General features: G+C 63.1%; 25 protein-coding genes, 1 tRNA gene and 1 pseudogene. 6 read left to right on the forward strand and 21 right to left on the reverse strand.

Translation table 11 applies throughout. From position 1 onward, the window contains the following. Positions 1 to 74 precede the first annotated feature (74 nt). Together AC07NT_RS16835 and AC07NT_RS16840 are read left to right on the forward strand one after the other, a co-directional pair. Positions 75 to 287: a hypothetical protein gene (locus AC07NT_RS16835; RefSeq protein WP_498599915.1), complete on the forward strand. Its 213-nt coding sequence runs from the start codon at positions 75 to 77 to the stop codon at positions 285 to 287. A gap of 127 nt (positions 288 to 414) precedes the next feature. Next, a complete protein-coding gene (locus tag AC07NT_RS16840) occupies positions 415 to 1,473 on the forward strand; it encodes a DUF6352 family protein (protein WP_498599914.1) in 1,059 nt (352 codons plus the stop codon). A gap of 3 nt (positions 1,474 to 1,476) precedes the next feature. On the opposite strand, the gene icmF is transcribed toward AC07NT_RS16840, so the two are convergent. The 4 genes from icmF to AC07NT_RS16860 all read right to left on the reverse strand — a co-directional run bounded on the left by icmF (position 1,477) and on the right by AC07NT_RS16860 (position 8,589). Further along, complete coding sequence (gene icmF / locus AC07NT_RS16845; RefSeq protein ID WP_498599913.1) at positions 1,477 to 4,770, reverse strand: fused isobutyryl-CoA mutase/GTPase IcmF; 3,294 nt, start codon at positions 4,768 to 4,770, stop codon at positions 1,477 to 1,479. A 109-nt stretch (positions 4,771 to 4,879) separates the two neighbouring features. Next, on the reverse strand, positions 4,880 to 6,757 hold the full coding sequence (locus AC07NT_RS16850) for a TRAP transporter large permease (RefSeq protein ID WP_498599912.1): 1,878 nt from the start codon (positions 6,755 to 6,757) through the stop codon (positions 4,880 to 4,882). Between the two features lie 4 nt (positions 6,758 to 6,761). After that, the gene (locus tag AC07NT_RS16855; protein WP_498599911.1) at positions 6,762 to 7,388 is read right to left on the reverse strand and encodes a TRAP transporter small permease subunit; all 627 of its coding nucleotides are present in this window, start codon (positions 7,386 to 7,388) and stop codon (positions 6,762 to 6,764) included. A gap of 82 nt (positions 7,389 to 7,470) precedes the next feature. After that, on the reverse strand, positions 7,471 to 8,589 hold the full coding sequence (locus tag AC07NT_RS16860) for a TRAP transporter substrate-binding protein (RefSeq protein WP_498599910.1): 1,119 nt from the start codon (positions 8,587 to 8,589) through the stop codon (positions 7,471 to 7,473). A gap of 213 nt (positions 8,590 to 8,802) precedes the next feature. On the opposite strand from AC07NT_RS16860, the gene AC07NT_RS16865 reads away from it, so the two are divergent. The 4 genes and pseudogenes from AC07NT_RS16865 (at position 8,803) to AC07NT_RS16880 (ending at position 11,648) form a co-directional block, all read left to right on the forward strand. After that, on the forward strand, positions 8,803 to 9,588 hold the full coding sequence (locus AC07NT_RS16865) for a fumarylacetoacetate hydrolase family protein (protein ID WP_498599908.1): 786 nt from the start codon (positions 8,803 to 8,805) through the stop codon (positions 9,586 to 9,588). Between the two features lie 110 nt (positions 9,589 to 9,698). Continuing rightward, positions 9,699 to 10,211 (forward strand): annotated as a pseudogene (locus AC07NT_RS16870) (MBL fold metallo-hydrolase); the annotation flags it as partial. 204 nt (positions 10,212 to 10,415) lie between these two features. Next, on the forward strand, positions 10,416 to 10,823 hold the full coding sequence (locus tag AC07NT_RS16875) for a rhodanese-like domain-containing protein (protein WP_498600204.1): 408 nt from the start codon (positions 10,416 to 10,418) through the stop codon (positions 10,821 to 10,823). Positions 10,824 to 10,871: 48 nt separating this feature from the next. Next, positions 10,872 to 11,648 carry a type III pantothenate kinase gene (locus AC07NT_RS16880; RefSeq protein WP_498599906.1) on the forward strand — a complete coding sequence of 259 codons (777 nt, stop codon included), beginning with the start codon at positions 10,872 to 10,874 and terminating at the stop codon, positions 11,646 to 11,648. 7 nt (positions 11,649 to 11,655) lie between these two features. Here AC07NT_RS16880 and AC07NT_RS16885 read toward each other — a convergent pair whose 3' ends face one another. The 17 genes from AC07NT_RS16885 to rpsH form a co-directional block, all read right to left on the reverse strand. Continuing rightward, positions 11,656 to 12,849, reverse strand: a complete 1,194-nt coding sequence (locus tag AC07NT_RS16885) for a M20 aminoacylase family protein (RefSeq protein ID WP_498599905.1) — start codon at positions 12,847 to 12,849, stop codon at positions 11,656 to 11,658. A 67-nt stretch (positions 12,850 to 12,916) separates the two neighbouring features. Further along, positions 12,917 to 14,044: an ABC transporter substrate-binding protein gene (locus AC07NT_RS16890; protein ID WP_498599903.1), complete on the reverse strand. Its 1,128-nt coding sequence runs from the start codon at positions 14,042 to 14,044 to the stop codon at positions 12,917 to 12,919. 112 nt (positions 14,045 to 14,156) lie between these two features. After that, positions 14,157 to 14,233, reverse strand: a tRNA-Met gene (locus tag AC07NT_RS16895). 18 nt (positions 14,234 to 14,251) lie between these two features. Continuing rightward, on the reverse strand, positions 14,252 to 14,638 hold the full coding sequence (gene rplQ / locus AC07NT_RS16900; RefSeq protein ID WP_498599902.1) for a 50S ribosomal protein L17: 387 nt from the start codon (positions 14,636 to 14,638) through the stop codon (positions 14,252 to 14,254). 112 nt (positions 14,639 to 14,750) lie between these two features. Then, entirely contained in the window at positions 14,751 to 15,740 is a 990-nt protein-coding gene (locus AC07NT_RS16905; RefSeq protein ID WP_493038011.1) for a DNA-directed RNA polymerase subunit alpha, read from the reverse strand. Positions 15,741 to 15,843: 103 nt separating this feature from the next. Then, on the reverse strand, positions 15,844 to 16,467 hold the full coding sequence (rpsD, locus tag AC07NT_RS16910; protein WP_498599900.1) for a 30S ribosomal protein S4: 624 nt from the start codon (positions 16,465 to 16,467) through the stop codon (positions 15,844 to 15,846). Between the two features lie 94 nt (positions 16,468 to 16,561). After that, positions 16,562 to 16,966 (reverse strand): 30S ribosomal protein S11, encoded by a 405-nt coding sequence (gene rpsK, locus AC07NT_RS16915; RefSeq protein ID WP_057674003.1) that lies wholly within the window; start codon positions 16,964 to 16,966, stop codon positions 16,562 to 16,564. 19 nt (positions 16,967 to 16,985) lie between these two features. Continuing rightward, positions 16,986 to 17,351, reverse strand: a complete 366-nt coding sequence (rpsM, locus tag AC07NT_RS16920) for a 30S ribosomal protein S13 (protein WP_057674004.1) — start codon at positions 17,349 to 17,351, stop codon at positions 16,986 to 16,988. Between the two features lie 24 nt (positions 17,352 to 17,375). Continuing rightward, positions 17,376 to 17,489, reverse strand: coding sequence for a 50S ribosomal protein L36 (rpmJ, locus tag AC07NT_RS16925; RefSeq protein ID WP_028820150.1), 114 nt, complete (start codon positions 17,487 to 17,489; stop codon positions 17,376 to 17,378). A gap of 55 nt (positions 17,490 to 17,544) precedes the next feature. Beyond that, positions 17,545 to 17,763 carry a translation initiation factor IF-1 gene (gene infA, locus AC07NT_RS16930; RefSeq protein WP_498599898.1) on the reverse strand — a complete coding sequence of 73 codons (219 nt, stop codon included), beginning with the start codon at positions 17,761 to 17,763 and terminating at the stop codon, positions 17,545 to 17,547. 5 nt (positions 17,764 to 17,768) lie between these two features. Next, positions 17,769 to 19,088 (reverse strand): preprotein translocase subunit SecY, encoded by a 1,320-nt coding sequence (gene secY, locus AC07NT_RS16935; RefSeq protein ID WP_498599896.1) that lies wholly within the window; start codon positions 19,086 to 19,088, stop codon positions 17,769 to 17,771. Positions 19,089 to 19,114: 26 nt separating this feature from the next. Next, positions 19,115 to 19,546, reverse strand: coding sequence for a 50S ribosomal protein L15 (gene rplO / locus AC07NT_RS16940; protein ID WP_498599895.1), 432 nt, complete (start codon positions 19,544 to 19,546; stop codon positions 19,115 to 19,117). Between the two features lie 10 nt (positions 19,547 to 19,556). Then, on the reverse strand, positions 19,557 to 19,739 hold the full coding sequence (gene rpmD / locus AC07NT_RS16945; RefSeq protein WP_322273723.1) for a 50S ribosomal protein L30: 183 nt from the start codon (positions 19,737 to 19,739) through the stop codon (positions 19,557 to 19,559). A gap of 15 nt (positions 19,740 to 19,754) precedes the next feature. Further along, positions 19,755 to 20,282, reverse strand: a complete 528-nt coding sequence (rpsE, locus tag AC07NT_RS16950) for a 30S ribosomal protein S5 (protein ID WP_460488210.1) — start codon at positions 20,280 to 20,282, stop codon at positions 19,755 to 19,757. A gap of 17 nt (positions 20,283 to 20,299) precedes the next feature. Then, entirely contained in the window at positions 20,300 to 20,665 is a 366-nt protein-coding gene (gene rplR / locus AC07NT_RS16955) for a 50S ribosomal protein L18 (RefSeq protein WP_498599893.1), read from the reverse strand. Between the two features lie 11 nt (positions 20,666 to 20,676). Next, a complete protein-coding gene (rplF, locus tag AC07NT_RS16960) occupies positions 20,677 to 21,210 on the reverse strand; it encodes a 50S ribosomal protein L6 (RefSeq protein ID WP_498599892.1) in 534 nt (177 codons plus the stop codon). Between the two features lie 20 nt (positions 21,211 to 21,230). Next, entirely contained in the window at positions 21,231 to 21,626 is a 396-nt protein-coding gene (rpsH, locus tag AC07NT_RS16965; RefSeq protein WP_057674010.1) for a 30S ribosomal protein S8, read from the reverse strand. Between the last annotated feature and the right edge of the window lie 9 nt (positions 21,627 to 21,635).

Here is a 21,635-nt window from a genome sequence, read left to right on the forward strand (position 1 = left end):
CGATTCAAGTTGGCTGACACGGGGCCTACAGTTATTTCACCACATCGGGAAATGGTGTGATGCAAGGAAAACCTGTGAGAACCAACCCTATTTCGCTCAACCCCTTCAGCCTCATGATGGAGCCCGAGATCGTGCTCCACGCCATGGAGCATTCCAAATCCCTGCGCGCCCTGCGTCGCCACAAGCTGCGCCCGCTGGACAAACCCCTGATTCCCTACGCCATCAGTCCGCTCGACGACGATGAACCGGACGAAGAGACCATCCCGGGCGAACTCGACAGCCACTGAGCTTCGGGCCACGCCATGCCGCCGGTGCTAGCATCGGACGCATGCCTGTCCTGTCCCTGCTCACGCGTTCTCCCCTTGCACGCCTAGACCCTCCCTTCGGCTTGTGCGCGGCCCGCGCCGCACAGCCATGAATTTCTGGCCCGCCTGCGGTTTTGACCGCCTGCAACGCAATGCACAAGGCTGGCTGGTCGTCACGCCGGATTACCTGCGCCTCTTCCTCGACCGGCCCGAGCTGGCCCTGGTGCCCGAATCCTGCAAGACCGAGCGCCGACTGCATCTGGCGCTGCGCGAAGACCCCCTGCAGACCGTGCCGCCCGAGACCTTGACCCGTTTCAAGGACCCCGACGCGCGCGAGAACTACCAGCTCTTCCTGAACTTCCGCGACGCCCTGCTGGCGGCCGGCACGCTGCAGGCCTATTACCTGCAACTCATGCGCAGCGGCCGCATCACCATCCCCCCGCTGTTCATCGACCTCATCGTGCAGGCCATGCTGCGCGGCCTGCTGGCCGACTGTGACGACGCGCAGCAGCTGCGCGCCGCCGAGCTGCTGTTCCGCCCGCAGCGCCTGACCGTGCAGGAAGGCCAGGTGCTGGCCGCCGACCAGGCCGTGGTGGACCTGTACAGCGAGAACGCCGGCCTGGGCGAGATCGGCCGCCTGCTGATGGAAAACAAGTCGCGGCTGCGCGAGGCGGAGCTGGCTGTGCTCGATGCATCCAACGCGGCGCGTTACTGGGAGCGCAGCGAGCGTTACCACTACCTGCTGGACCTCACGCACGAGGTGCAGCAGGAGCTGAGCCACGGCCTTACCCTGCGCATGACCCGCGCGCGCAGCGGCCTGAAGGCGCTGGCGCGCGTGCTGGAACTCTGGGTGCAACACCTGCTGGGCGTGGCAGTCACGATCGAGCCGCTGGCGCGTGTGGACGATGCCACCTGGCGCTGGCACATCGGCCTGGACACCGAGGCCACGGCCATCCTCAATGATCTGTATGAAGAACAGGCGGTGGAGCCCGAGCGCATGCAGCGCCTGGTCAGCCTGTTCCGCCTGACTTTTGCCGACCCGGCCCAGATGCAGACCGAGCTGGCGGGCAAACCGGTCTACCTGGGCCTGGCCATGAACGCGCAGGGCCTGCTGCGCCTGAAGCCGCAGAACCTGCTGCTCAACCTGCCACTGTCAAACCAGCAATAGGTTTCACATGTTCCGGCGGTATTGGCCGCCGACCTCGAACAGCCCGGTCGTGATCTGGCCCAGGGAGCAGACGCGCACGGCGTCCATCAGCACGGCGAAAACGTTTTTGTTCTCGATCACGGCCTGTTGCAGCCGCTGCAACTGCGCCGGCGCCTCGGCCGCGTGGCGTGCATGGAATTCGCCCAGACGCTGCAGCTGACTCTGTTTCTCCTCGTCGGTCGAACGCGCCAGCTCCAGCTTCTCCATCACGGTGTCGCCATGCGGGTTGCGGAAGGTATTGACGCCAATGATGGGCAACTCGCCCGTGTGCTTGAGCATCTCGTAGGTCATGCTCTCGTCCTGGATCTTGCCACGCTGGTAGCCGGTCTCCATGGCACCCAGCACGCCACCGCGCTCGCTGATGCGTTCGAACTCGGACAGCACGGCCTCTTCCACCAGCTCGGTCAGCTCCTCGATGATGAAAGCGCCCTGGCTGGGGTTCTCGTTCTTGGCCAGCCCCCACTCGCGGTTGATGATGAGCTGGATGGCCATGGCACGGCGCACGGAATCTTCGGTGGGCGTGGTGATGGCCTCGTCGAAGGCGTTGGTATGCAGCGAATTGCAGTTGTCGTAGATGGCGATCAGGGCCTGCAACGTGGTGCGGATGTCGTTGAACTGGATCTCCTGCGCATGCAGGCTGCGGCCGCTGGTCTGGATGTGGTACTTGAGCTTCTGGCTGCGTTCGTTCGCACCGTATTTCTCCTTCATGGCCACGGCCCAGATGCGGCGCGCCACCCGGCCCATCACGGTGTACTCGGGGTCCATGCCGTTGGAGAAGAAGAAGGACAGATTGGGCGCGAAGTCGTCGATGTGCATGCCGCGCGCCAGATAGGCCTCCACCAGCGTGAGGCCATTGGACAGGGTGAAAGCCAACTGGCTGATGGGGTTGGCGCCGGCCTCGGCGATGTGGTAACCCGAAATGGAGACGGAGTAGAAGTTGCGCACGCGGTTGTGCACGAAATACTCGGCGATGTCGCCCATGACCTTGAGCGAGAACTCGGTAGAGAAGATGCAGGTGTTCTGGCCCTGGTCTTCCTTGAGGATGTCGGCCTGCACGGTGCCGCGCACATTCTCCAGCACCCACTCGCGGATCTTTTCGGCTTCGGTATCGGTGGGCGCGCGGCCATTGTCGGTCTTGAACTTGGCGAGGTACTGGTCAATGGCCGTGTTCATGAACATGGCCAGGATGGTGGGCGCCGGACCGTTGATGGTCATGCTGACCGAGGTGGCCGGGTCGCAGAGGTCGAAGCCCCCGTAGAGCACCTTCATGTCATCCAGGGTGGCGATGGACACCCCCGAGTTGCCGACCTTGCCGTAGATGTCGGGGCGCGGGTCCGGGTCATTGCCGTAGAGCGTGACCGAGTCGAAGGCCGTGGACAGGCGCTTGGCCGGCATGTTGGCGCTCAGCAGCTTGAAGCGCTTGTTGGTGCGGAAGGGATCGCCCTCACCCGCGAACATGCGTGTGGGATCCTCGTTCTCGCGCTTGAAGGCGAAAGTGCCGGCCGTGTAGGGGTAGCTGCCGGGCACGTTGTCCAGCATCAGCCATTGGAGGATTTCGCCATGGTCTTCGTATTTGGGCAGGCTGACCTTGCGTATCGTCGTGCCGCTCAGCGATTTCGTGGTCAGCGCGGTGCGGATCTCCTTGTCACGGATCTTCACCACGTACTCATCACCCGCGTAGGCCTGCTGCATGGCCGGCCACTGCGCCAGCAGGCGGCTGGCATCGGCGTCCATCTGTAGTTCGCGGGCCTGGGCCAGGTCGATCGCCGCCTCGGCGGCCTTGGCACGGTCCGGCTTTTCTTCCTTGAGCATGGCCGCCGCCGCATTGAGCTGCTGGATCTCACGGGCCAGGCGGGCCTGAGCCCGTGCACGGCGTTTGTAGCCGCGCACCGTGTCGGAAATTTCGGCCAGGTAACGCGTGCGGGCGCCAGGCACGATGGGACTCTGGTTGCTGCTGTGGCGCACGCTCACGACAGGCAGACGCCCGGCGTCGAGCTTGAGACCCAGCGCACCCAGGCGCACTTTCAGCGCCTGGTAGAGCGCGGTCACACCGTCGTCGTTGAAACGCGCGGCCATGGTGCCGAAAACCGGCATCTGGTCGGGCGACGTGCTCCAGGCCTCGCGGTTGCGCTGTACCTGCTTGGCCACATCGCGCAGCGCATCCGGGGCGCCCTTGCGGTCGAACTTGTTGATGGCCACGAACTCGGCGAAGTCCAGCATGTCGATCTTCTCGAGCTGGCTGGCAGCACCGAACTCGGGTGTCATCACGTACAGCGGCACGTCCACATGGGGCACGATGGCCGCGTCGCCCTGGCCTATGCCCGAGGTCTCGACCACGATCAGGTCGAAACCGGCGCACTTGCAGGCGGCCACCACGTCGGGCAGGGCCGCGCTGATCTCGCTACCGGCATCGCGGGTAGCGAGCGAACGCATGAAAACGCGCGGACCCTGGCGCCAGGGCGAGATGGCGTTCATGCGAATCCGGTCGCCCAGCAGGGCACCGCCACTCTTGCGGCGCGAGGGATCGATGCTGATGATGGCCACACGCAGGGCGTCGCCCTGGTCCAGGCGCAGTCGGCGGATCAGCTCGTCGGTCAGCGAACTCTTGCCAGCCCCGCCGGTGCCGGTGATGCCCAGCACGGGCACTTTCCTGGCTGCCGCCTGTTCACGCAGATGCATGACCAGGCCCGCATCGGCACTGCCGTTCTCGAGCGCGGTCATGAGCTGGGCCAGGGCGCGCCAGGCTGCTTCGCCATGGCCTTGCAGGGCTTCGATCTTTTTCGGTGCCAGCGTGCCGAGGTCGCGGTCACAGCGCATGACCATCTCGCCGATCATGCCGGCCAGGCCCATGCGCTGGCCGTCCTCGGGACTGTAGATGCGCGTCACGCCGTAGGCCTGCAGTTCGCGGATCTCGGCAGGCACGATGACACCGCCACCGCCGCCAAAGACCTGGATGTGCTCCCCACCGCGCGCCTTGAGCAGATCCATCATGTACTTGAAGTACTCGACATGACCCCCCTGGTAGGAACTGATGGCGATGCCCTGCACGTCTTCCTGCAGCGCGGCGGTGACGACCTCGTCCACGCTGCGGTTGTGACCCAGGTGGATGACCTCGGCGCCCATGCCCTGCAGGATGCGTCGCATGATATTGATGGCCGCGTCATGCCCGTCGAACAGGCTGGCGGCCGTGACGAAACGCACCTTGTGACTGGGGCGGTAATTTGCGAGGGCCTTGAAGTCGGCGGACAGGTCGGTCATGGTGAGCCCACGTTGACGTTTACGTAAACGTCAATCTTACCGTTTTTGCCCGGTTTCCCCAAGAAGAAGGGGCGCCGCAGCGCCCCTTTCCCGATGAAAAAACCGTCGATCAGCCGCCGTACAGGTAGTTCGGCAGCCAGAGGGTCAGGCCCGGCCAGATGTACATGAAGACCATGCACAGGATCACGATCAGCATGTAGGGCATCATGCCGGCGAAGATCTGGTTGATCGTCACGTGCGCCGGACTGACCCCCTTGAGGTAGAAGGCTGACATCGCCACCGGCGGCGACAGGAAGGCCGCCTGCAGGTTGACGAAGACCAGCACGCCCCAGAGCATGGGATCGATCTGGAAGTGCTGCAGCAGGGGCAGGAAGATGGGCACGAAGATCACGATGATCTCGGTCCATTCCAGCGGCCAGCCCAGCACGAAGATGATGGCCTGTGACAGCAGCATGAACTGGATGGGCGAGAGGTTCATGGCCAACACCCACTCCTCGACCAGGCGCTGGCCACCGAGGATGGCGAACACGGCGGAGAACAGGGCGGAGCCGACGAAAAGCCAGCACACCATGGAGGTGGTCTTGGCGGTCAGGAACACCGCTTCCTTGATGCGCTGGAAGTCCAGCGTGCCGGCCTGCCAGGCCATGAGGAAGGCACCCGCCGCACCCACGGCCGCCGACTCGGTGGCCGTCGTGATGCCGAACAGGATCACGCCCAGCACCACGAAGGTCAGGATGCCCAGGGGCATGACCGAGCTGATCAGCATGGTCAGGATCTCGTACTGCTCGGCATCGAATTGCCAGTAGTACCAGGCCAGCAGGCCCAGGACGATCACGCAGGCCACCCAGAAGCCGGTGTAGAAGCCGTCGGGCACCGGTTCGGTCTTGGGTGCCTCGCTGCCCTCGCCGGCGCTCATGTCCTGCAGGGGTTCGTCCTTGTCCGCTTCGTCTGCATCGGGCTTGTCGGAGCCGGAGAGCTCCTGCAAGCCACCCGCTGCCTCGGCGGGCTCCGGCTCCGCGACCGCTGCGGGCACCTCTGCCGATTTCTGCGCCAGCTGCACCACCTCGGTCGGCGCGGCCTGGTTGTCCTTCTGGGAGTAGATGGTGACGTACCACCAGGTCGTGCCCAGGCAGACCACCGCAATGATCACAGGCACCAGGGCCCGCACCAGGGCGCCCAGCAGCTTGAGCCAGCTCAGCTGCACGCCTTCGATACCGCTGCGCAGGGCCTTGGCCGGCGCCACCACGGCCAGCAGCAGCGCCGGCAGCATGAAACGCGAGTAGCTCGCGGCGATGTGCGCGACCGCAGGGGAGATCGGCGCCTTCATCTTTTCCGGCGGCAGCTTGGGGGCGACCTTGGGATTGATCATGGCCCAGCCGATGACGTAGATCAGGTAGAGGAAGGCCAGGAAGAAACCCGGGAACATCGCCGCCGCGTACAGCTTGACCACCGACTGCCCGGCCACGGCCGCGTAGACGATGATCATGACCGAGGGCGGGATCAAGATGCCCAGCGTGCCCCCGGCCGTGATGACACCGGCCGCCAGTCGCGTGTCGTAACCGGCGTTGAGCATGGGGCGCATGGCGATCACGCCCATGAGCACCACCACCGCACCGACCAGACCGCTGGCAATGCCCCAGAAGGTGCAGATGACCAGGGTGGTGACGGCCAGCGAACCCGGCAGGCGGCGGAAGGCCAGCTGCACGCTGTGGAACATCTTGTCCACCAGCGCGCCGCGTTCCATGATGTAGCCCATCAACACGAAGAGGGGGATCGACAACAGCGTGTCGTTGTTCATGGCCCCGAAGGCGCGCTGCACCATCAGGTCGAAAACCTTGTTGTCCAGCCAGTGTGCGGCCGGGTCGTACAGGGCGACGAAGCCGAACATCATGCCCAGGCCCATCAGCGTGAACGCCGTGGGGAAACCCATCATGATGACGACCACGATGAGCCCCAGCATGGTGAGACCAAGTGCTGCGTTGCTCATCTCATTAACCTTTCAAACCCTTGGATTGCTCGATGGCCAGCTTGCGGGCCTCTTCATCGACAAATTCGCTGCCAGCCAGCTGCTGCGCCACGACGTCGGCCTCTTCGGCGTCCTTGATGCGCGGCGTCCACTCGCCGGTCTTGATGCAGACCACGCAGCGGACGATCTCGGAAATGCCCTGCATCAGCACCAGTGCGCCAGCCAGCGGAATCATGAACTTGAAGGGGTAAACGGGAAGCGGGTCCGCGTTGAAGGTCTGCTCATGGATGGCCAGCGAGTCCTGGAAGTAGGTCCAGCCCGACCAGGTCAGCGCTGCGATACCCGGCAGGAAGAAGGCGATGTAGAGAACCAGGTCGACCGTGGCCTGCCGGCGGGGCGGCCAGCTGCCGTAGAGAAAGTCGCCGCGCACGTGGCCGTCGTGCGCCAGGGTGTAGGCCCCCCCCATCATGAACAGCGTGCCATAGAGCATGTTGCTGGCGTCGAAGACCCAGGCCGTCGGCGCATTGAGCGCATAGCGCTTGAAGACTTCGATAACCACGAGCAGCATCAGCGCCACGATGAGCCAGGCAAATGCCTTGCCCACCCAGGTGCTGATGGCGTCTGCCGTGTGCAGCAGAGATTGGACTTTCATGGGATTTCTATTCGTACAAAAAACAAACCAGCCATCCGGGATCCCAGATGGCTGGCATGGTGGTCAGACGATCGGTTTCGTATCAGGCCTTCTTGGCGCCCTTGCCGAAGTAGTGGTTGGAGGCCATCTTGAAGTCGACCATGTAGGAGTTCTGCCATTCGGTGGTGCGCGCGGCATAGGCCTTCTGCGATTCGATCACCTTCTTGAACAGCGGATTCTCGCCGCCCTTCTTGGCGATGATCTTGTCCCAGGATGCGAGCTGGGCACGCAGGATGGCGTCAGGCGTCTTGTAGAACTTGATGCCTTGCTTCTTCAGGTCGATGTAGTCCTGGGAGTTGCGGTCGATGGCCTTCCAGCTCATGTCAGCGCTGGCCGCCTGCACGGCGTAGTCGATGATGGAACGCAGCTCGGTCGGCAGGGCCGTGAGCTTGGTCTTGTTGAACAGGATCTCGAACTGTTCGCCGGACTGGTGGAAGCTCTGCAGCATGCAGTTCTTCACCACGTCGGGGAAGCCCAGGATGCGGTCGGAGGTGGCGTTGTTGAATTCGGCGCCATCGATCAGGCCACGGTCCAGGGCCGGCACGATTTCGCCGCCGGGCAGCGGATTCACGGCAGCGCCCATGTCGGTGTACATGTCCACGGCCAGGCCCACGGTACGGAACTTCACGCCCTTCATCTGCTCGACCTTGGAGACCGGCTTCTTGAACCAGCCGAAAGGCTGGGTGGGCATGGGGCCGTAGAGGTAGGACACCACGTCCATGTTGATGGACTTGTAGATCTCTTCCAGCAGGGCCTTGCCGCCGCCGTAGTTGTGCCAGGCCAGGACCATGTTCGGGTCCATACCGAAGGCCGGGCCGGAACCCCAAAGGGCCAGCGCGGACTGCTTGCCGTAGTGGTAGGCCACCACGCCATGGCCGCCGTCCAGCGTGCCCTTGTTCACGGCTTCCAGCAGCTGGAAGGCCGGCACGACGGAGCCCGAGGGCAGCACTTCGATCTTGAGCTTGCCGCTGGCCATGTCGTTGACCTTCTTGGCAAAGTCATTGGCGTACTCGTGGAAGATGTCCTTGGCGGGCCAGGTGCTCTGGAAACGCAGGGTGGTTGCAGTTTGCGCGGTGGCGAGCATCGGTGCGGACATGGCACCTGCAGCAACGGCCACGCCCTTGAGCAAGCTGCGGCGATTCGGGGTTTTGTTATCGTTCACGGTAGTCTCCGGTAGTGGATAAGACGATGAGTTTGCTTACCATCGGGCTCAAATTCTGCGCCTCGGCGGGCATACGTACTTCTAGGGGTTTTCACCAGTATTTCTTGCGTGCTGTGCGAAACAGTTTTCACGAATCGAGGCCCTCAAGTACCTCACGCGCTGGTACAACCGTGCTTGCGCGTACACACCATAAAACCAGTTGAGGAGACACCCATGGACCGCCGTCATTTTTTCCAGAACACCGCCCTTGTCACCACCGGCGCACTCGCCGGCTGCGCACTGCCCGGCGTGGCCCAGAACAAGCCCAAGAGCCCCTTCGATGTGGCCGACACCTACATTCCCATCGTCGGCTCCGACGAGATGTTCCCGGTGCGTCGCATCTATTGCATCGGTCGCAACTACCGGGCGCACGCGATTGAAATGGGCTCCAACCCGGACCGCGAGCCGCCCTTCTTCTTCCAGAAGCCGACCGACGCCATCCAGTACGTCGCCGCCGGCACCGTGGCCGATCATCCCTACCCCACGCTGACCAAGAACTACCACTACGAAGCCGAACTCGTGGCCTGCCTGGGCAAGGGCGGGCGCAACATCCCGGTGGCGAAGGCGCTGGAGCTTGTCTACGGTTATAGCCTGGGCCTGGACATGACACGACGCGACCTGCAACGCGCCATGGGCGACGAGAAGAAGCCCTGGGAAATCGGCAAGAGTTTCGACCGCTCGGCGGTCATCGGTGCCGTGCACAAGCTCGGCCAGGTCGAGCATTTCAGCAAGGGCAGCATCTGGCTCAAGGTCAACGGCCAGATCAAGCAGAACGCCAATTTGAACCAGATGATCTGGTCGGTGGCTGAACAGATCAGCAAGCTGTCCGAAGCCAACGAACTCTTCCCTGGCGACATCATCTATTCGGGCACGCCCGAGAACGTGGGTCCCGTGGTGCGTGGCGACGTGATCGAGATGCACATCGACAACCTGCCCAATCTGAGCGTCAAGATCGTCTGATCGCACTCTGCCGCAAGGGCACGAGGGCCGCGTCATCCCGGTGACGCGGCCCTTGTCTTTTTTGCGTATCCTTGGGGCTGTTCCTGCCTCCGGCCCGGATGCGCCCCACCATGAACCCGATCCAGCTCTTCGACCCCGCCTCCAGCACCTACACCTACCTGCTTTTTGATGCAGATAGCCGCGAGGCGCTCATCATCGACCCGGTGGACGAACAGCTGGAGCGCGACCTGGGCGTGCTGCGCGAATACGGTCTCAAGCTCACGCTGGCCGTGGAAACCCACGCCCATGCCGACCACGTCACCAGCGCCAACCTGCTGGTGGAACACACGGGCGCCCGGACGGCCGCGCCCGAAGCCTGCGGTATCCGCACAGCAAGCATCCAGCTGCGGGATGGTGCGGAACTCGGCTTCGGCCGCGAGCGCGTCCGCGCACTGCACACCCCCGGGCATACCGCTGGCAGCATGTGCTACCTCTGGGAAAACGCAGGCCAGCGCCACGTCTTCACCGGCGACACCCTGCTCATCCAGGGCTGCGGTCGGACCGATTTCCAGTCCGGCAGCGCGGAGGCGCTCTACCGCAGCCTCACGCAGGTGCTGTTCGCCCTGCCCGAGGACACGCTGGTCTGGCCGGGCCATGATTACCAGGGCCGGCAGCACAGCACCGTAGGTGCCGAGAAACACAGCAACCCCCGCATAGCGGGCAAGTCCCTCGCCGAATTCAAGACCATCATGGAAAATCTGAACCTGCCCAAGCCGCGTCGTATCGACGAGGCCGTGCCCGCCAATCTGCACTCCGGTCTGCGCCACGACGCCGATGGCGCCGCCTTGATGGCCGTGCAGTCCGTGCAGGGTTATGCCGGCAACGTGAGCCCGGAGCTGGCCTGGTCATGGGTGCAGGCCGGCCAGGCCCTGCTGGTCGACGTGCGCAGCGACGCCGAACGCGAGTGGGTTGGTTTCGTGCCGGGCGCCATCGGTCTGGCCTGGAAACAATGGCCGGGCATGCAGCTCAACCCCGATTTCGACGCAGGCCTGCTGGCCGCCAGCACACCCGGCAAGAAGCTGGTGCTGCTGTGCCGCAGCGGCGTGCGCTCCATCGCAGCCGCGCGCCGCGCCACCGAGCTCGGCCTGGAGGCCTACAACATCCTCGAAGGTTTCGAAGGCGATCCGGACGAGCAAGCCCAGCGCGGTCACCGAGGCGGCTGGCGTTACCGTGGGCTGCCCTGGCGACAGGGCTGAGCATCAGCCTCCTTTATGATGCCGGCTGTCGCCAACTGAATCCAAAATATGTCTTTTCTCGCCATCGACGTTGGCAACACCCGCCTCAAATGGGCCCTGTACGAAGCGCCCCTGCCGGGCGCCCGGGTGCTGGCCCAGGGCGCTGAATTCCTGGACCACATCGACCGCCTGGCCGAGACTGCCTGGGCCGGCCTGCCGGCACCCAGTTGCATGCTGGGTTGCGTGGTCGCCAGCGATGCCGTCAAGCACCGCGTCGAGGCGCAGATGGAGCACTGGGACGTTTCGCCGCACTGGGTCATCTCCAGCGTCCAGGAGGCTGGCCTGAGCAATGGCTACGACCATCCGGCCCGCCTGGGACCGGACCGCTGGGTGGCCATGATCGGTGCCTGGCACCACATGCTGTCCATGGGTCCGAAGCGCCCCATCGTGGTCGCCATGGTCGGCACGGCGGTCACGGTGGAAGCCATCGATCCCGGTGGCAAATTCCTGGGCGGTTACATCCTGCCGGGCCACGGCATCATGCTGCGGGCCCTGGAATCCGGTACGGCCGGCCTGCACGTGCCCACGGGCGAGGTGCGCCCCTTCCCGACCAACACCAGCGACGCGCTGACCAGCGGCGGCACCTATGCCATCGCCGGCGCCATGGAGCGCATGGTGGAACATGTGCGGGAACACTGCAGCGCCGAGCCCTGGTGTGTCATGGCCGGTGGCGCTGGCTGGAAGATGGCCCCTAGCCTGGCCACGCGCTTCGACCTGGTCGACACCCTGATTTTCGACGGCCTGCTGCAGATCGCTGCGCACCGCGGCCTGCAATCGCCGCGCTGAGACAGCGTCAGCCTTTGCGGGCCAGCCAGGCTTCCGCCAGCTTTACCCAGTAGGTTGCGCCCAGCGGGATGAGGTCATCGTTGAAGTCGTAGCTCGGGTTGTGCAGGGCGCAGGGGCCGCCGCCGTGGCCCATCTCGCGGTGGACACCGTCGCCATTGCCGATGAAGGCATAGGCGCCGGGTTTGGCCAGCAGCATGTAGGCAAAATCCTCGGCGCCCATGGTGGGCTCCTGCTTGAGCACATTGGCCTCGCCGACGATGCCGGCCATCACGTCGCGGGCAAAAGCCACCGCCTGCTCGGCGTTGATGGTGGGTGGGTAGTTGCGGTCGAACTCGAAGTCGCAACGCGCGCCAAAGGCCGCGCAGGTGTGCTGGGCCACTTCGCGCATGCGCGCCTCGATCTGGTCCAGCACCTCCAGCGTGAAGGTGCGCACCGTGCCCTGCAACTCGCAGCTGTCGGCAATGACGTTGGTGGCATGGCCCGCATGGATCATGGTGACCGAGATCACACCCGCGTCGATGGGCTTGATGTTGCGGCTGATGATGGTCTGGAAGGCCTGGACCATCTGACAGGCCACCAGCACCGGGTCCACCGCGTTGTGCGGCATCGCTGCGTGCCCGCCCTTGCCGTGGATGGTGATCTTGAATTCGTTGCTCGAGGCCATGACCGGCCCCGGGCTCAGCGCAAAGGTACCGGCCTTCATGCCGGGCCAGTTGTGCATCCCGAACACGGCCTCCATCGGGAATTTTTCGAACAGGCCGTCCTTGATCATCTCGTTGGCACCTGCACCGCCTTCTTCGGCGGGCTGGAAGATCAGGTAGACGGTACCGTCGAAGTTGCGCTGCCGCGCCAGATGCTGGGCGGCGCCCAGCAGCATGGCGGTATGGCCGTCATGCCCGCAGGCGTGCATCTTGCCGTCGTGCCGGCTGGCGTGGGCAAAGGTGTTGCCTTCCTGCAGGGGCAGGGCGTCCATGTCGGCGCGCAGGCCGATGGCACGTTTCGAGCTGCCCTGCTGGATGATGCCGACCACCCCGGTGCCCCCGAGGCCGCGATGGATGGGAATGCCCCATTCCGTCAGCCGGGACGCGACCAGATCTGCGGTGCGCTGCTCCTGGAAACTCAGTTCGGGATGGGCGTGGATGTCACGCCGGATGGCCGATATGCCGGCAGCCTGGGCGACGATGGAATCGATGACCTTCATGCATGCGAGTCTAGTCCTTCGCCGGGCCCTCTGCCAGCCGGGGATATCCCCGCACTGGTGATTTCACTCAGGTGCGTACGCGTCCGTCGCCGGTCAGCATGGACAGCTCGACGAAGCTGGAGGCGACGTGGTCGGTGGCTGAGAAGTGGACCTGGAAACCGCCCAGACTCTGGCTGCCGATGGCTTCGATGCCCTGGATCAGGCCTTCACGGCTGCCGGCGCGTGCACCCGCACGGCGCAGGCCTTCGGTCACGACTTTGGCGGCCAGATACCCTTCCATGCTGGAGAAGTTGGCCTGCACATTGCCTGCCTTCTTGACCGCATCGGCAAACTCGCGCGCGATCGGGCGGGCCGGGTAATAGGGCGAGGGCATGACCTGGGAAACCACCACGCCGGCGCCGTCCTTGCCCAGCTCGTCGGCCAAGGCCTGCGTGCCCACGAAGGACACGTTGTAGAAGGTGCCGCCATAACCCGCCCTGCGTGCTTCGCGGATGAACGCGGCGCAGGATTTGTAGGCGCTGATCTGCACCACGGCGTCGGGCGCTGCCGCGGTCAAGACCTTGACCGCGGCCGAGACATTCACCGAGTTGCGTTCCACCGTGGCCGTAGCCACGGGTTTCAGGCCCAGCTTGTCCAGCGCCAGCATTACCCCATCGAGACCGGCTTTGCCGTAAGCGTCGTTCTGATAAAAGACCGCGATCTTCTTCAAGCCCAGGTTGGTAAGCTGGCGCACGATCAGTTCCGTCTCGTCGTTGTAGGACGCACGCAGGTGGAACACCTGCTTGTTGAAGGGCTCGCGCAGGCCCATGGCGCCCGTAAAGGGCGCGATGAAAGGCACCTGGGCCTTGGTCAGCAGGGGCAGCGCGGCCAGGCTGGTGGGCGTGCCGATGTAACCGAAGAGCGCGAACACATCCTCCGCGATCAGCTTCTGCGTGTTGGCCGCGCAGCGGTCAGGCTCGTAGCCATCGTCCAGGCTCTTGATCTCGATGGTCTTGCCACCGATGCCGCCCTGGGCGTTGACCTGTTCGAACCAGAGCTTGGCACCCTGGTGGAACTGGATGCCCAGTTCGGCCGCGGGGCCGGTGAAGGCAGCCGACTGACCGAGGACGATCTTGTTACTGCCCTGCGCCTTCAGCAGAGCGGGTGCGGCCAGCAGCGAAGCTGCGGTCAGGCCGAATTGGCGACGAGTGGTCATATGTGCTTCCAAAAAGGGGGAGCAGGGCTTTTGGCCTGGCTCCTACATCCACGACACTGCTTGTTACAGTGCCATGAAGCAGAAAAGCCCTCCGAAGAGGGCTTTTCCTTGTTGGTTGCGCGAGGAGGATTTGAACCTCCGACCTTTGGGTTATGAGCCCAACGAGCTACCAGGCTGCTCCATCGCGCGGTAATCTAGCATTATAGCTTATTCTGCCTTCGGTGCTTCAGTTTCCGCCGGACGGTCAACCAATTCCACCAGGGCCATGGGAGCGTTGTCGCCCACGCGGAAGCCCATCTTCAGAATACGGGTGTAACCACCGGGGCGGGCCTTGAAGCGCGGGCCGAGGTCGTTGAACAGCTTGGTGACGCTGTCGCGGTCACGCAGGCGGTCAAAAGCCAGGCGGCGGTTGGCCAGGGTGGCTTCCTTGGCCAGGGTGATCATGGGTTCCACGACGCGGCGCAGTTCCTTGGCCTTGGGGACCGTGGTCTTGATGACTTCGTGCTCGATGAGCGAATTCATCATGTTGCGCAGCATCGCGAGGCGGTGCTCGCTGGTGCGGTTGAGTTTACGGAGTCCGTGTCCGTGACGCATGGTGCTTTCCTTTCTTTATATAAACAGGCAGCCGTATCAGGTACTGCCCGGTGCACCCAGCCCTCAAGGGCTGGTTTTGTCCGCCCCGCTCGTGCGGGACCGGTATTCTAAATCAACGCTTCTCGAGCGCGGCCGGCGGCCAGTTCTCGAGCTTCATGCCCAGGGTCAGGCCGCGGGAAGCCAGCACTTCCTTGATCTCGTTGAGCGACTTGCGACCCAGATTCGGGGTCTTGAGCAGTTCGTTCTCGGAGCGCTGGATCAGGTCGCCGATGTAATAGATGTTCTCGGCCTTCAGGCAGTTGGCCGAGCGCACGGTCAGTTCGAGTTCGTCGACCGGGCGCAGCAGGATCGGGTCGAACTGGCTGCCGCTGCGCGGTGCCGGTGCATCGAAGGCTGCGAGTTCGCTGCCCTCGAGCTGGGCGAACACGGCCAGCTGTTCCACCAGGATCTTGGCCGAAGCGCGCACGGCATCTTCAGCAGTGATGGCGCCGTTGGTCTCGATCTCGACGACCAGCTTGTCCAGGTCGGTGCGCTGCTCGACGCGGGCGCTCTCGACGGTATAGCTCACGCGCTTGACCGGGGAGAACGAGGCGTCCAGCACGATGCGGCCGATCGACTTGGTCGGCTCATCGCCGTAACGGCGCATGGTGCCCGGTACATAACCACGGCCCTTTTCGACCTTGATCTGCATGTCGAGCTTGCCACCGGCCGACAGCGTGGCGATCACGTGGTCGGGGTTGATGATCTCTACATCGTGCGGGGTCTGGATGTCAGCAGCGGTGACGACGCCTTCGCCGTCCTTGCGCAGGCTCAGCGTGACTTCGTCGCGGTTGTGCAGCTTGAACACCACACCCTTGAGGTTCAACAGAATGTTGACCACGTCTTCCTGCACACCGTCGATGGACGAGTACTCGTGCAGCACGCCGGCGATGGTCACCTCCGTGGCAGCGTAACCCGGCATCGACGACAGCAGGACGCGACGCAGCGCGTTGCCCAGGGTATGGCCATAGCCACGCTCAAACGGCTCCAGCGCCACTTTGGCGCGGTTCAGGCCGAGTTGTTCGACGTTGATTGCTTTGGGTTTCAGCAGACTGGTTTGCATGCAGACTTCCTGTCAATACCCCCGGCTCGTTACACCGGTAAGGCTGGTGAAGCACCCGACAGACATGCCTGTCTGCCGGGAACGGACTCTAAACGAGAGCTGATTAGCGCGAGTACAACTCGACGATCAGCGATTCGTTGATATCGGACCCAAATTCGTCGCGATCGGGCACCTTCTTGAAGATACCTTCGGCCTTGTCGAGATTCACTTCGACCCAGGCCGGAATGCCGACCTGTTGCGCCAGTTGCAGGGCTTCGACCACGCGGTTCTGCTTCTTGGACTTGTCGCGCACGGCGATCACGTCGCCGGCCTTGACCGAGTACGACGGGATGTTCACGGACTGACCGTTCACGGTGATCGCCTTGTGCGAGACCATCTGGCGTGCTTCGGCACGCGTGGAGCCGAAGCCCATGCGATACACCACGTTGTCCAGGCGGCACTCCAGCAGGAACAGCAGGTTGGTACCGGTGTTGCCCTTGCGACGATCGGCTTCCTCGAAATAGCGGCGGAACTGGCGCTCCAGCACACCGTACATGCGCTTGACCTTCTGCTTTTCACGCAGTTGCAGACCGAAGTCGGAGGTACGGGCACCCGAGGTGCGGCCGTGCTGGCCGGGCTTGGAGTCGAACTTGGCCTTGTCGCTGATCGAGCGGCGAGCGCTCTTCAGGAACAGGTCGGTGCCTTCGCGGCGGGAGAGTTTGGCCTTGGGGCCGAGATTGCGTGCCACTTGAACTTCCTTCTATGTCAACTTCCGCAGTTGTCTGCGGGAGCCACCAGCGCAATGCCGGTGGCGGTGGGCTTGTTAAAGAATTGCGTGCCGCTTAGATGCGACGACGCTTTTGCGGACGGCAGCCGTTGTGCGGCACCGGGGTCACGTCGGAAATCAGGTTGATGCGAATGCCCAGTGCGGCCAGTGCGCGCACCGAAGACTCACGACCGGGGCCGGGGCCCTTGATCTCGACGTCCAGGTTCTTGATGCCCTGCTCCATGGCTGCGCGGCCAGCCACTTCGGACGCCACCTGGGCGGCAAACGGAGTGGACTTGCGCGAACCCTTGAAGCCCTGGCCACCAGACGAGGCCCAGGACAGGGCGTTGCCCTGGCGATCGGTGATCGTGATGATGGTGTTGTTGAAGGAGGCGTGCACGTGGGCGACACCGTCAGCCACGTTCTTGCGAACCTTCTTGCGCACACGCTGCGCGGCATTATTGGCGGGAGCTTTAGCCATGGTGATCTTTCAATGCCAGTTATTTCTTCAGTGCTGCGGCGCCCTTGCGCGGACCCTTGCGGGTACGGGCATTGGTGCGCGTACGCTGGCCGCGCATGGGCAGGCCACGGCGATGACGGAAGCCGCGGTAGCAGCCGATGTCCATCAAACGCTTGATGTTCATCGTGGTCTCACGACGCAGGTCACCCTCGATGGTGATACCGGCGATCTGGTCGCGGATTTTTTCCAGATCAGAGTCGGTCAGATCTTTGATCTTCTTGGAATATGCAATGCCGCAGGCATCGCAAATCTTGCGAGCGCTCGTGCGACCGATGCCGAAGATGGCGGTCAAGCCAATTTCTGCATGCTTATGCGGCGGAATGTTGATGCCAGCGATACGTGCCATTTTCGTCCTCTATAACTCTTGCAATCAGCCTTGACGCTGCTTGTGGCGGGGATCCGTGCAGATCACACGCACCACGCCCTTGCGGCGGATGACTTTGCAGTTGCGGCAAATTTTCTTGACCGAAGCCGAAACTCTCATTTCACTCTCCTAAAACTTTTACAGCCTGGCCCCGGACTATCCGGAACCTGCAAATTCATTTGGCCCTGAACACGATCCGCGCACGGGTCAGGTCATAAGGCGTCAACTCAACCGTCACTTTGTCACCCGGCAGGATACGGATGTAATGCATCCGCATCTTGCCGGAGATATGCCCCAGAACGACGTGGCCGTTTTCCAGCTTCACGCGGAAGGTCGCGTTCGGCAGGTTCTCTACCACCTCACCCTGCATCTGAATTACATCGTCTTTCGCCATCTCTTTCAGGCGCCCAGCGTCGGCTTGAAGTTAGCTTTCTTCAGCAACGACTCGTACTGCTGCGACATCATGTAATTCTGTACCTGGGCCATGAAATCCATGGTCACAACCACGATGATCAGAAGCGAGGTGCCACCGAAATAGAAGGGCACGTTGTACTTCAGGATCAGGAATTCGGGCAGCAGGCAGACGAAGGTGATGTAGATCGCACCAGCCAGGGTCAGTCGCAGCAAAATCTTGTCAATGTGGCGTGCCGTCTGCTCGCCGGGACGAATCCCGGGGATGAAGGCGCCGCCCTTTTTCAGGTTGTCGGCCGTCTCACGGCTGTTGAACACCAGCGCCGTGTAGAAGAAGCAGAAGAACACGATGGCAGAGGCATACAGCATCACGTAGATGGGCTGGCCCGGAGTCAGGCTGCTGGCGATGTCCTTGAGCCACAGCATCGAATCGCCGCTGCTGAACCAGCTCACCACGGTGGCGGGCAGCAGGATGATGCTCGATGCGAAGATGGGCGGGATCACACCGGCCATGTTCAGCTTGAGGGGCAGGTGCGAAGACTGGCCGCCATACACCTTGTTGCCAACCTGGCGACGCGCATAGTTCACGAGGATCTTGCGCTGGCCACGTTCGACGAAGACCACGAACCAGGTCACCAGGACCACCAGCGTGACGATGAACAGCGCAGCGATGATGCTCATGGAGCCGGTACGTACCAGTTCCAACAGACCGCCGATGGCGCCCGGCAGACCCGCGGCGATACCGCCGAAGATCAGGATCGAGATGCCGTTGCCCAGGCCGCGCTCGGTGATCTGCTCACCCAGCCACATCAGGAACATGGTGCCCGCAGTCAGGGTCACGACCGCCGTAAAACGGAAGCCAAAACCGGGAGCAATCACCAGGCCTTGCGAACTTTCCAGCGCCACGGCGATACCCAGCGACTGGAACAGTGCCAGGCCCAGGGTCGCATAACGCGTGTATTGCGTGATCTTGCGGCGGCCGGCTTCGCCTTCCTTCTTGATCTGCTCGAAAGCGGGCAGCACATAGGTCAGCAGCTGCATGATGATCGACGCGGAGATGTAGGGCATGATGCCCAGCGCGAACACCGTGAAGCGAGATAGCGCACCACCCGAGAACATGTTGAACAGGCTCAGGATGCCGCCCTGCTGGCCCTTGAAGAGCTGGGCCAGCTGGTCCGGATTGATGCCAGGCACGGGAATGTGCGCACCGATGCGGTACACCACCAGCGCGAGCAGCAAAAAGACGAGCCGACGACGCAGGTCGCCGAACTTGCCGGTTTTTGCAATCTGAGCCGCGTTCGTTGCCACTTCGTTCTACTCTCGGTCTGGTTTCTTCAGGCCACGCTGCCGCCGGCTGCCTCGATGGCGGCCTTGGCACCTGCGGTGGCACCGATGCCGTTCAGCTTGACGGCCTTCTTGATTTCGCCCGACTTGATGACCTTGACCACCTTGGCCAGCTGGCCAATCAGGCCAGCTTGCTTGAGGGTCAGCATGTCAACGGAGTCGGCGCCCAGCAGTTCCAGCGAGCTCAGGGTGATCTCGGCGTTGTACTTGAGCAGCTGCGACTTGAAGCCGCGCTTGGGCAGACGGCGATGCATGGGCATCTGGCCGCCTTCAAAGCCGACCTTGTGGTAGCCGCCCGAACGGGACTTCTGGCCCTTGTGGCCACGGCCGGCAGTCTTGCCCAGGCCGGAGCCGATGCCGCGACCGACGCGACGCTTGGCGTGCTTGGCGCCCGCTGCGGGCTTGATGCTATTGAGTTCCATCGTCAGCCTCTCAGAGAACCTTGACCAGGTAGTCGATCTTGTTGATCATGCCGCGCACGGCAGGGGTGTCCTGCAGTTCGCTGACGCTGTTCAGCTTGCGCAGGCCCAGGCCACGCACGGTGGCGCGGTGGGATTCCTTGCAGCCGATCGGGCTGCGAACCAGCTGGACCTTGACGGTTTGTTGCTTAGCCATGTCTGTAACTCCCGTTTAAGCGAAGAGTTCTTCAACGGTCTTGCCGCGCTTGGCTGCCACACCTGCAGGGGTGCTGCAGTTGTTCAGCGCGTCCAGCGTGGCACGGACCATGTTGTAAGGATTGGTCGAACCGTGGCTCTTGGCCACGATGTCGGTGATGCCCATCACTTCGAAGACAGCGCGCATCGGGCCGCCGGCGATGATGCCGGTACCCTTGGGAGCGGGAGCCATCATGACGTTGGCGGCACCGTGACGACCCGTCACCTGGTGGTGCAGCGTGCCGTTCTTCAGCGAAACCTTGAGCATGTTGCGACGGGCTTCTTCCATGGCCTTCTGCACGGCAGCCGGCACTTCCTTGGATTTGCCCTTGCCCATGCCGACGCGGCCGTCGCCATCACCCACCACGGTCAGTGCGGCGAAACCGAGAATACGGCCACCCTTCACCACCTTGGTCACGCGGTTGACCGCGATCATTTTCTCGCGCAGGCCGTCCTCGGGACCCTCGGCCCCTTTGCCCTGCATCTTTGCTTGAACTTTAGCCATCTTTAATTCCGATCTGCTTAGAACTGCAAGCCAGCTTCACGAGCCGCTTCGGCCAGCGCCTTGACGCGGCCGTGGTACGCGAAACCTGCGCGGTCAAACGCCACCTTCTCAACGCCGGCAGCCTTGGCCTTCTCGGCGATACGCTTGCCGATCAGCTGGGCTGCGGTGGCATTGCCACCCTTGCCCGAGGCGCCGAGCGACTTGCGCACTTCGACTTCGGCGGTGGAGGCACTGGCCAGCACCGTGGCGCCGTCGCCGGAAATGACGCTGGCGTAAATGTGCAAATTGGTGCGGTTCACGGTCAGACGGGCCACGCCTTGCGTTGCAATGCGGATGCGGGTCTGACGGGCCCGGCGAAGACGCTGCTCTTTCTTGGTCAACATGGTGCAGCTCCTTATTTCTTCTTGGTCTCTTTGATCGTGACCTTCTCATCCGCATAACGGATGCCCTTGCCCTTGTAGGGCTCGGGAGGACGGACGGCGCGAATTTCAGCGGCGATCTGGCCGACACGCTGACGATCTGCACCCTTGATCACGATTTCCGTGGGGGCCGGGGTGGCCACCGTGATGCCAGCGGGCATCTCGATGTTCACCGGGTGGGAGTAACCCACGGCCAGGTTCAGCTTGGCACCGGAAGCCTGGGCCTTGTAACCCACGCCGATCAGCGTCAGCTTCTTCTCGAAGCCCTTGCTCACGCCGTTGACCATGTTGTTCACCAGCTGACGCATGGTGCCGCTCATGGCATTGGCTTCACGGGATTCGTTCGCGGGGGCGAAGCTCAGCTTGCCACCCTCGTTGCTCACCTTGACCAGGGACGACTGGGTCAGCGACAGCGTGCCACCGGCACCCTTGACGTTGATCTGATCGGCCTTGATCGACACATCCACCCCGGTCGGGATGGCAACAGGCATTTTTCCTACGCGCGACATTTCAGTTTCTCCTCAATGCCTTAGGCCACGTAGCAAAGCACTTCGCCACCGACACCGGTAGCGCGAGCCTTACGATCGGTCATGACACCCTTGGGGGTGGTCACGATGGCCACGCCCAGACCGTTCTGGACCTGGGGGATGGCGTCACGGCCCTTGTACACGCGCAGGCCGGGACGGCTCACGCGCTCGATACGCTCGATCACCGGGCGACCGGCGTAGTACTTCAGGGCAATTTCAAGTTCGGACTTGCCACCTTCGGACTTCACCTGGAAGCCGTCGATGTAGCCCTCGTCCTTCAGCACCTGGGCGATGGCGATCTTCACTTTGGAAGAGGGCACCGACACCGAGGTCTTGGCCACCATCTGCGCGTTACGAATACGCGTCAGCAGGTCGGCGATGGGATCACTCATGCTCATCTTTAATCT

Source organism: Hylemonella sp. GW821-FHT10B10 (assembly GCF_059415585.1).

What these genes read in the sequence shown, in the direction of transcription:
- rpsK (WP_057674003.1), bottom strand. Translation starts at nt 16,966, where the DNA reads ATGGCTAAAGCTCCCGCCAATAATGCCGCGCAGCGTGTGCGCAAGAAG.
- AC07NT_RS16865 (WP_498599908.1), top strand. Translation starts at nt 8,803, where the DNA reads ATGGACCGCCGTCATTTTTTCCAGAACACCGCCCTTGTCACCACCGGC.
- rplF (WP_498599892.1), bottom strand. Translation starts at nt 21,210, where the DNA reads ATGTCGCGCGTAGGAAAAATGCCTGTTGCCATCCCGACCGGGGTGGAT.
- AC07NT_RS16880 (WP_498599906.1), top strand. Translation starts at nt 10,872, where the DNA reads ATGTCTTTTCTCGCCATCGACGTTGGCAACACCCGCCTCAAATGGGCC.
- rpsH (WP_057674010.1), bottom strand. Translation starts at nt 21,626, where the DNA reads ATGAGCATGAGTGATCCCATCGCCGACCTGCTGACGCGTATTCGTAAC.
- rplR (WP_498599893.1), bottom strand. Translation starts at nt 20,665, where the DNA reads ATGTTGACCAAGAAAGAGCAGCGTCTTCGCCGGGCCCGTCAGACCCGC.
- rpmJ (WP_028820150.1), bottom strand. Translation starts at nt 17,489, where the DNA reads ATGAGAGTTTCGGCTTCGGTCAAGAAAATTTGCCGCAACTGCAAAGTC.
- AC07NT_RS16885 (WP_498599905.1), bottom strand. Translation starts at nt 12,849, where the DNA reads ATGAAGGTCATCGATTCCATCGTCGCCCAGGCTGCCGGCATATCGGCC.
- AC07NT_RS16840 (WP_498599914.1), top strand. Translation starts at nt 415, where the DNA reads ATGAATTTCTGGCCCGCCTGCGGTTTTGACCGCCTGCAACGCAATGCA.
- rplO (WP_498599895.1), bottom strand. Translation starts at nt 19,546, where the DNA reads ATGGAACTCAATAGCATCAAGCCCGCAGCGGGCGCCAAGCACGCCAAG.
- AC07NT_RS16855 (WP_498599911.1), bottom strand. Translation starts at nt 7,388, where the DNA reads ATGAAAGTCCAATCTCTGCTGCACACGGCAGACGCCATCAGCACCTGG.
- AC07NT_RS16905 (WP_493038011.1), bottom strand. Translation starts at nt 15,740, where the DNA reads ATGCAAACCAGTCTGCTGAAACCCAAAGCAATCAACGTCGAACAACTC.
- AC07NT_RS16890 (WP_498599903.1), bottom strand. Translation starts at nt 14,044, where the DNA reads ATGACCACTCGTCGCCAATTCGGCCTGACCGCAGCTTCGCTGCTGGCC.
- rpmD (WP_322273723.1), bottom strand. Translation starts at nt 19,739, where the DNA reads ATGGCTAAGCAACAAACCGTCAAGGTCCAGCTGGTTCGCAGCCCGATC.
- infA (WP_498599898.1), bottom strand. Translation starts at nt 17,763, where the DNA reads ATGGCGAAAGACGATGTAATTCAGATGCAGGGTGAGGTGGTAGAGAAC.
- AC07NT_RS16875 (WP_498600204.1), top strand. Translation starts at nt 10,416, where the DNA reads ATGGCCGTGCAGTCCGTGCAGGGTTATGCCGGCAACGTGAGCCCGGAG.
- rpsE (WP_460488210.1), bottom strand. Translation starts at nt 20,282, where the DNA reads ATGGCTAAAGTTCAAGCAAAGATGCAGGGCAAAGGGGCCGAGGGTCCC.
- icmF (WP_498599913.1), bottom strand. Translation starts at nt 4,770, where the DNA reads ATGACCGACCTGTCCGCCGACTTCAAGGCCCTCGCAAATTACCGCCCC.
- rpsM (WP_057674004.1), bottom strand. Translation starts at nt 17,351, where the DNA reads ATGGCACGTATCGCTGGCATCAACATTCCGCCGCATAAGCATGCAGAA.
- AC07NT_RS16850 (WP_498599912.1), bottom strand. Translation starts at nt 6,757, where the DNA reads ATGAGCAACGCAGCACTTGGTCTCACCATGCTGGGGCTCATCGTGGTC.
- rplQ (WP_498599902.1), bottom strand. Translation starts at nt 14,638, where the DNA reads ATGCGTCACGGACACGGACTCCGTAAACTCAACCGCACCAGCGAGCAC.